Origin of the sequence: Streptomyces sp. NPDC050448 (assembly GCF_040655295.1) — a bacterium.
Classification (GTDB): domain Bacteria; phylum Actinomycetota; class Actinomycetes; order Streptomycetales; family Streptomycetaceae; genus Streptomyces.
The window spans coordinates 1-8003 of sequence record NZ_JBFAJR010000058.1; the positions used below are offsets into that span (position 1 = coordinate 1).

The 8003-nt window shown below is 70.4% G+C and carries 1 protein-coding gene; it reads right to left on the reverse strand.

Annotated elements, in window-relative coordinates; translation table 11 throughout:
• Positions 1 to 8000 (reverse strand): amino acid adenylation domain-containing protein (locus AB0I68_RS36625; protein WP_363181734.1); only part of this gene is annotated, 8000 nt, incomplete at its 3' end.
• Positions 8001 to 8003: the final 3 nt, after the last annotated feature.

Consider the following 8003-nt stretch of genomic DNA (forward strand, 5'->3'; position numbering starts at 1 on the left):
ACAAAACTCGCCACGTTCCCATGCGTCACCGCCACACCCTTGGGCCTACCGGTCGACCCCGACGTGTACATCACATACGCGAGGCTCTCCGGAGAGACCTTCACATCCAGCTCAGCCACATCACAGGGCGCCTCGAACAACTCCGCGACCGAAGTCGTCGCGAGCCCCTCCAACTGCCGGTCGGCCACCACCAGGGACACCCCGGCCTCGGCCACCACCGCACGCAACCGCTCCACCGGATGATCACCATCCAGCGGCACATACACCGCTCCCGCCTTCACCACACCCAACAGAACCGATACGAGATCCACCGACCGGTCCATCACCACACCGACCCGGCACTCCGGACCAAGGCCCTGCCCGGCCAGCCAACGCGCGACCCGGTTCGCCCGCTCGTCCAGCTCGGCATAGGTAAGCGAGACACCCTCACCGACCACCGCCACCGCATCCGGAGTCCGCACCACCTGCGCACCGAACAACTCGGGAAGGCTTCCCGCCGGCACCGGCTGAGCCGTGTCGTTCCAACCCGCGACGACCGACTCCTCCTCACCCGCGTCGAGCACGTCGAGCCGGCTGATCCGTACCTGCGGGTCGGCGGCCACCTGTTCCAGGACGCGTCGAAGACGGTCGGCGAGGGCGTTGACGGTCTGCTGGTCGAAGAGGTCGGTGGCGTACTGGACGGTGCCGCGGAGTCCCGCCGGGACGCCTTGTTCGTCGCGAAGCTCGTTCATGCCGATGGAGAGGTCGAAGCGGCTCACGACCCGCTCGTCCGCCGGCATCGGGCGCACCCGCAGACCGGGCAGGTCCCATGAGGCGTCCGTCCGGGTGTCGTTCTGCACCGCCAGCATGATCTGGAACAGCGGGTGCCGGGACAACGAACGGACGGGGTTCAGGTCGTCGACGAGTCGCTCGAACGGAACGTCCTGGTGGGCGTACGCAGTCAGGTCCGTGTCACGGACCCGGGCGAGCAGTTCCTCGAAGGTGGGGTCGCCGCCGGCGTCGGTGCGCAGCACGAGCGTGTTGAGGAAGAACCCGGCGAGCTCGTCGAGGGAGCTGTCGCCGCGGCCGGCGATCGCGGTGCCGATGGGGATGTCCGTGCCGGCGCCGAGTCGGGCGAGCAGCATCGCCAGCGCCGCCTGGACCACCATGAACATCGTGGCCGAACCCGCCTGGGCGGCGTCGGCGAGTCCGGCGTGCGTGCCCGCGCCGACCTCGACCCTGACCTCCCCGCCGACGAACGAGGAGACCGCGGGCCTCGTGCGGTCCACCGGCAGGGCCAGTTCTTCGGGCAGGTCCGCCAGTGCCTGCCGCCAGTGGGCGATCTGGGCGCTGATGAGGCTGTCCGGGTCGTCGAGTTCACCGAGGACCTCGCGCTGCCAGAGCGCGTAGTCGGCGTACTGGACCGGCAGCGGAGACCAGCCGACCTCCGTACCGTGCAGACGGGCCTCGAAGGCCGTCCGCAGATCCCCCGCCAACACGCCCATCGACCAACCGTCCACCGCGATGTGATGCGCCACCAGCACCAACACCGACTCGGTCTCCGACAGGACCAACAGCTCGGTCCGCCACGGCAGCTCGTGCGCCAGGTCGAACGACCTGCGCGCCGTGTCGGCCACCACCGACGGCAGCTCCGAAGGAGCGACCTGCCGGATGTGCAGGGCCGTGCGGCCTTGCTCGCCTTCCAGGACCTGCTGCCGGGGAACGCCCTCGGTCTCCGGGAACCTCGTACGGAGCGTCTCGTGCCGGTCGGCGACATCGTGCAGGGCCGCCGCCAAGGCCTTGATGTTCAGCTCGCCGGTCAGTCCGAGCGCGAGCGCCACGTTGTAGCCGGCGCCCGCCCCGGCCTCCTCCATCCGGTTCAGGAACCACATCCGCTGCTGACCGAACGACAGGGGCAGCACCTCGGGACGTTCCCGTACGACCACTCCGGATCGGACCTGGGCTCCCCGGTCGGCCTCCACCAGCCGGGCGATCCCCGCGACGGTCGGCGCACCGAAGAACTCGGAGATGGTGATCTCCGCGTCGAGGGTGTTGCGGATCCTGGCGATCAGGCGCATGGCCAGCAGCGAGTCACCGCCGAGTTCGAAGAACGAGCCGTCGACACTCACCTGCTCCAGCCCCAGCAGCTGGGCGAACAGCCCGCACAGCGCCTCCTCCAAGCCCGTCTCCGGGCCTCGTCCCACCGGGACGGACTCGATCTCCCCCGGCTCGATCGCCGCCGGCTTGGTCCGGGAAGCACGGTTCTTCACCTGGTCAGTCACACGGCCCGCGAAGAACAGCTGCCCGTCCCGTGACCAACGCGCAAGGTCCCCGGTCCGGTACATCCGCTCCGCGACGCCGCCGAACGGGCAGGCCACGAACCGGTCCGCGGTCAGCCCCGCCCGTCCCTGACCGTCATAACCACGGGCCAGCCCCGGCCCCGCGACGTACAACTCACCCGTGACACCCGGAGCCACCGGCCGCAGGAACTCGTCCAGGACATAGGTCCGGCTGTTGTCCGTCGGCACACCGATCGGCAGCACGGCCGGAACTTCGCCACCCGACTCCACCACGAACGTCGTCGCGCACGACGTCGCCTCCGTGGGCCCGTACAGCTGCCGCACCCGCAACCCCGACGACACCGCCGACACCCGCGCCACCGAACCCGCAGGCACCACGTCACCGCCGGTCAACACCTCGGCCACACCCGCGAAGACCTCCGGGGACTCCTCCGCCAACACCCCGAACAGACCCGCCGTGACGTGCACCACCGTCACACCGTGCGCCGCGACCAGACCACCCAGCACCGCACCGTCCACCACACCCGCCGGCGCCACGACCACCGCACCACCACGGACCAACGGCACCCACACCTCGAACGTCGACGCGTCATACGCGTACGGGGCATGCATCAGGACCCGGTCACCCGCACCCACCGACCAAGCGCGGTCGAGCACCCGAGCCGTGACTCCGCCCTGCGTGGCCACGATGCCGTTCGGCTCATCGGACGACCCCGACGTGTACGTCACGTACACGGCCGAACCCGCCGACACCTCCACCTCCGGAGCCGGACCCGAACACGAGGCGACCTCCGCCACCACCGCTGGGTCGTCCCAAACGATCCGCTCGGCGCCCGACCCGGACACCAGCCCCGCCGTCTCGCGCGTGCAGAGCACCAACACAGGCGCCGCACCCGTCAGAATCCGATCGACCTGCTCGGCCGGGTACGACGGATCCACCGGCACGTACGCCGCACCCGCCTTCACCACCCCCAGCAGCAACTCGATCAGATCCACGGACCGCTCCATCACCACACCGATCCGGCCCTCCGGACCCACACCCCGGCCGGCGAGCCAACGCGCCACCCGGTTCGCCCGCTCGTCCAGCTCGGCATAGGTCAGCGATACACCCTCACCGACCACCGCCACCGCATCCGGGGTCCGTGCCACCTGCTCCTCGAACAACCCCGCCAACGACACCTCCGACACCGGCCACGCGGTGTCGTTCCAGCCCTCGACGACCGCGTGCTCCTCCATGGCGTCGAGGACGTCGATCCGACCGACCCGCAGTGACGGATCGGCCGCCACCTGTTCGAGCACCCGTGCCAGCCGTTCGGCCAACGCCTCGGCGGTGGCCCTGTCGAACAGGTCGGTGGCGTACTGGAGGTCGCCGAACATCCCGGCGGGTGCCCCCTGCTCGTCGCGTCGTTCGACCAGGTTGACGGTCAGGTCGACGCGCGCGGCGACGGTGTCACCGCCCGGCGTCGGCTCGATCCGGAGGCCGGGCATCTCCCACGACTGCTGCGTCTGGGGGAGGTTCTGCAGTGCCAGCATGATCTGGAACAGCGGGTTCCGGGACAGGGAACGCGCCGGGTTCAGGTCGTCCACGAGGCGCTCGAACGGCAGGTCCTGGTGCGTGTAGGCGGCCAGGTCGGTCTCCCGCACCCGGGCCAGCAGTTCGGCGAAGGTGGGGTCGCCGTCCACGTCCGTGCGCAGGACGAGGGTGTTGACGAAGAACCCGGCGAGGTCCTCCAGCGCGCTGTCCCCCCGGCCGGCGACGGTCGTGCCGATGGGGATGTCCGTGCCGGCGCCGAGCCGGGTGAGCAGCATCGCCAGCGCCGCCTGGACCACCATGAACATCGTCGCGGAACCCTGCTGGGCCAGTTTCACCAGCTCGGCGTGCGTGTGCGCGTCGAAGTGCAGCGGGAGCGACCCGCCCTGGAACAAGGACTTCGAGGGCCGCGGTCGGTCCACGGGGAGCGGCAATTCCTCGGGCAGCTCGGCCAGGGCCTCCCGCCAGTAGCCGAGCTGGGCGCTGATCAGGCTGTCCGGGTCGTCGAGTTCGCCGAGGACCTCACGCTGCCAGAGCGCGTAGTCGGCGTACTGGACCGGCAGCGGAGACCAGCCCGGTGCCGATCCGGCGTGCCGGGCCGCGTACGCGGTCTGGAGGTCCCGGGACAGGGCGCCCATCGACCAGCCGTCCACCGCGATGTGATGCGCCACCAGCACCAGCACCGACTCGGTCTCCGACAGGACCAGCAGCTCGGCCCGCCACGGCAGATCCCGCGCCAGATCGAATCCGCGCGCGATGCTCGCCTCCAGCACACCGGCCAGGTCCTCCTCGGCGACCTCGCGGATCCGGACGGACGGATGTCCGGCGGGACCGTGCAGGATTTCCTGCCGGGGAACGCCCTCGGTCTCCGAGTAGACGGTACGCAGCGATTCGTGCCGGTCGGCCACGTCCGCGAGGGCCGCTTCGAGCGCGGCGACGTCCAGCGCGCCGGAGAGTCGCAGGGTGAGCGGCACGTTGTATCCGGCGCCGGCCCCCTGCTCCTCCAGCTGGTTGAGGAACCACATGCGCTGCTGGCCGTACGACAGCGGCAGCGTCTCGGGCCTTTCGCGTGCGACGAGGGGTGCCCGTACGACGTCCTCGTTGCCGTCCACCAGCCTGGCCATGCCGGCCGCGGACATGGCGCCGAACAGATCACGGACGGTGACCTCGGCGTTCAGCACCGCGCGGATCCGGGCCACGAGCCGCATCGCGAGGAGGGAGTCGCCGCCGAGTTCGAAGAACGAGTCCTCGGCCCCGACCCAGTCCAGACCCAGCACCTCACCGAACAGCCCGCAGAGCACCTCTTCGAGCGGTGTCGCGGAACCGCGTCCTGCCCTGCCGGTGAAGTCCGGGGCGGGCAGGGCGGCCCGGTCCAGCTTTCCGTTGACGGTCACGGGGAGGGATCGCACGAGGACCACGGCGGCGGGGACCATGTAGTCCGGCAGGTTGTCCGCGACATGGTCGAGCAGCGTGTTCGAGTCCGCTCCCGTGGCTTCGCCGACCACGTAGGCGACGAGCCGCTTGACGCCCGGCTGGTCCTCCCGCACGATCACGGCGACCTGGGCGACGCTCTCGTGCGCGGCCAGCACCGCCTCGACCTCGCCCGGCTCGATCCGGAAACCGCGGATCTTCACCTGATCGTCGGCACGACCGGCGAAGACCAGTTGGCCGTCCGCCGTCCAACGCGCCAGGTCACCGGTCCGGTACATCCGACCACCGGCATGGGGACAGGCCACGAACCGCTCCGCCGTCAGAGCCGCCCGACCGTCATAACCCCGAGCCAGCCCCGACCCCGCCACATACAGCTCGCCGATCACACCCGGAGGCACCGGACGCAGGAACTCGTCCAGCACGTACATCCGCGCGTTGTCCATCGGCCGGCCGATCGGCACGCTCGCCGGAACCTCGTCCCCCGCCGTGTACGGGATCTGCGTGGTGAACGCCGTCGTCTCCGTCGGCCCGTACGTCGAGCGAACCGTCAGCCCCGGATGCGCCTCCAGGAGGGCCCTGATCGCCGACGCCGATACGACGTCACCACCGGTCGACACCTCACGCACACCCGCGAAGATCTCCGGCGACTCCTCCGCCAGCACTCCGAAGAGACCGGCCGTGGCATGCACGTTCGTGACCTCGTGCTCGGCGATCAACCGGCCGCGTTCGGCCGCATCGACGTCGCCGGAACGCATGACGACCAGTCGGCCGCCCCGAGTGAGGGGCACCCAGATCTCGTACGTCGACGCGTCGAACGCGTGGTTCGCCTGCACCAGGACCCGCTCGACCACGTCATCACGCCAGCTGCGGTCGGCGACGAAGCTCGCCACGTTCCCGTGTGTCACCGCCACACCCTTGGGCCTACCGGTGGAGCCCGACGTGTACATCACGTACGCCAAGCCCTCCGGCGACACCGTCGCCGGCACCGGTCCCGCCGCCGCCGAGACCTCCGCGACGACCGCCGGATCGTCCCAGACCACCGCTCCGACGACCTTGCCCGCGTGCGCGGCCGTCGTCAGCACGAGAGAGGGCTCCGCGTCACCCAGGATGAACCCCACACGCTCTGCCGGATATCCCGGATCCACGGGCACGTACGCCGCGCCCGCCTTCACCACACCCAGCAGGACGGCGATCAGCTCGGGCGACCGGTCCATCACCACACCGACCCGGCACTCCGGACCAAGGCCCTGCCCCGCCAGCCAACGCGCCACCCGATCCGCACGCTCGTCCAACTCGTCGTACGTCCACTCCACTCCCGCACCGGCCACGGCCACGGCATCCGGCGTCCGAGCCACCTGCGCCGCGAACAACCCCGGGATGGTACGCACGGGCAACGGCTGAGCGGTGTCGTTCCACTCCCGGAGGACGGTGCCGCGCTCGACCGCGTCCAGCAGATCGAGCCGCCCGACCGGCAGCGTGGGGTGGGCGGCGATCTGCTCCAGGAGGCGGATCAGCCGGCCGGCCAGGGCCTGGATGGTGATCGGGTCGAAGAGATCGGACTGGTAGTCGAAGCCGAGCCTCAGCCGGTCGCCCGGGGCGACGCCCAGGATCAGCGGGTAGTGGGCGGTGTCCGAGCTCGCCGCTCCGGTGATCCGCAGTCCGCCGTCGAGGACGAGACCGCCTTCGGCGGGCACCGGATAGTTCTGGTAGACCACGAGGGAGTCGAAGGTCGCACCGGGGCCGGCGATCCGCTGGATCTCCGTGAGCCCCACGTGCTGGTGGTCGAAGAGCTCGGCCTGCTGGACCTGGAGTCCGGTCAGCAGCTCCGCGACCGTGCGGTCCGGGTCGAGGCGTACCCGCACCGGCACCGTGTTGATGAACAACCCCAGCATCCGCTCCACACCGGGCAGATCCGCCGGCCGACCCGCCACCACGGCACCGAAGACGACATCGCTACGGCCGGTCAGCATGCCGACCAGCACACCCCACACGCCCTGGATCACGGTGTTCAGCGTCAGACCGTGCGCACGGGCGACCTCGCCCAACTCCGCCGTCAGCCTCTCGTCGACCCAGGCCGTCGCATGCTCGGGCAGCGCCGGATCGGCACCGGGATCGGCCGGGTGGACCAGCGTCGGCTCGACCGTCCCGGCGAGCGCCTCGCGCCAGGCCTCCCGCGCCGCCTCCTTGTCCTGACGGCCCAACCACGCCAGATAGTCGCGATACGGGGTGACCGGCGGCAGCACCGACACGTCACCACCGGCCGCGTACAACTCCGACAACTCACCGAACAGAACCGGCAGCGACCAGCCATCCATCAGGATGTGATGCATCGTCAACACGAGCTGGTAGCACGACTCGTCCAGCCTCAGCAGCAACAACCGCAGCAGCGGCGGTACCGCCAGATCGAACCGGCGCTCGTGTTCGGCCGCGATGAGCCTCGCGGCCTCCGTCTCCGCCTCCGCGGCGGGCAGTCCGGAGAGGTCGACCTCGCGCCAGGGCAGGGCCACCCCCTGGAGCACCACCTGCACGACCTGCTGCATCCCCGCGGGTTGCTGGAAACTGGCACGCAGGCTGGCGTGCCGACCCAGCAGCGCCTCCCAGGACGCCCGCAGCACCTCCGTGTCCAGCGGCGCGGCGAGATCGGTGACGCGCTGCTCCACATAGACGTCACGGGCCTGCTCGTCGTACTGGGCGTGGAACAGCAGCCCTTCCTGGAGCGGCGACAGCGGCCACACGTCTTCGATACGCACCTGGGTCACTGC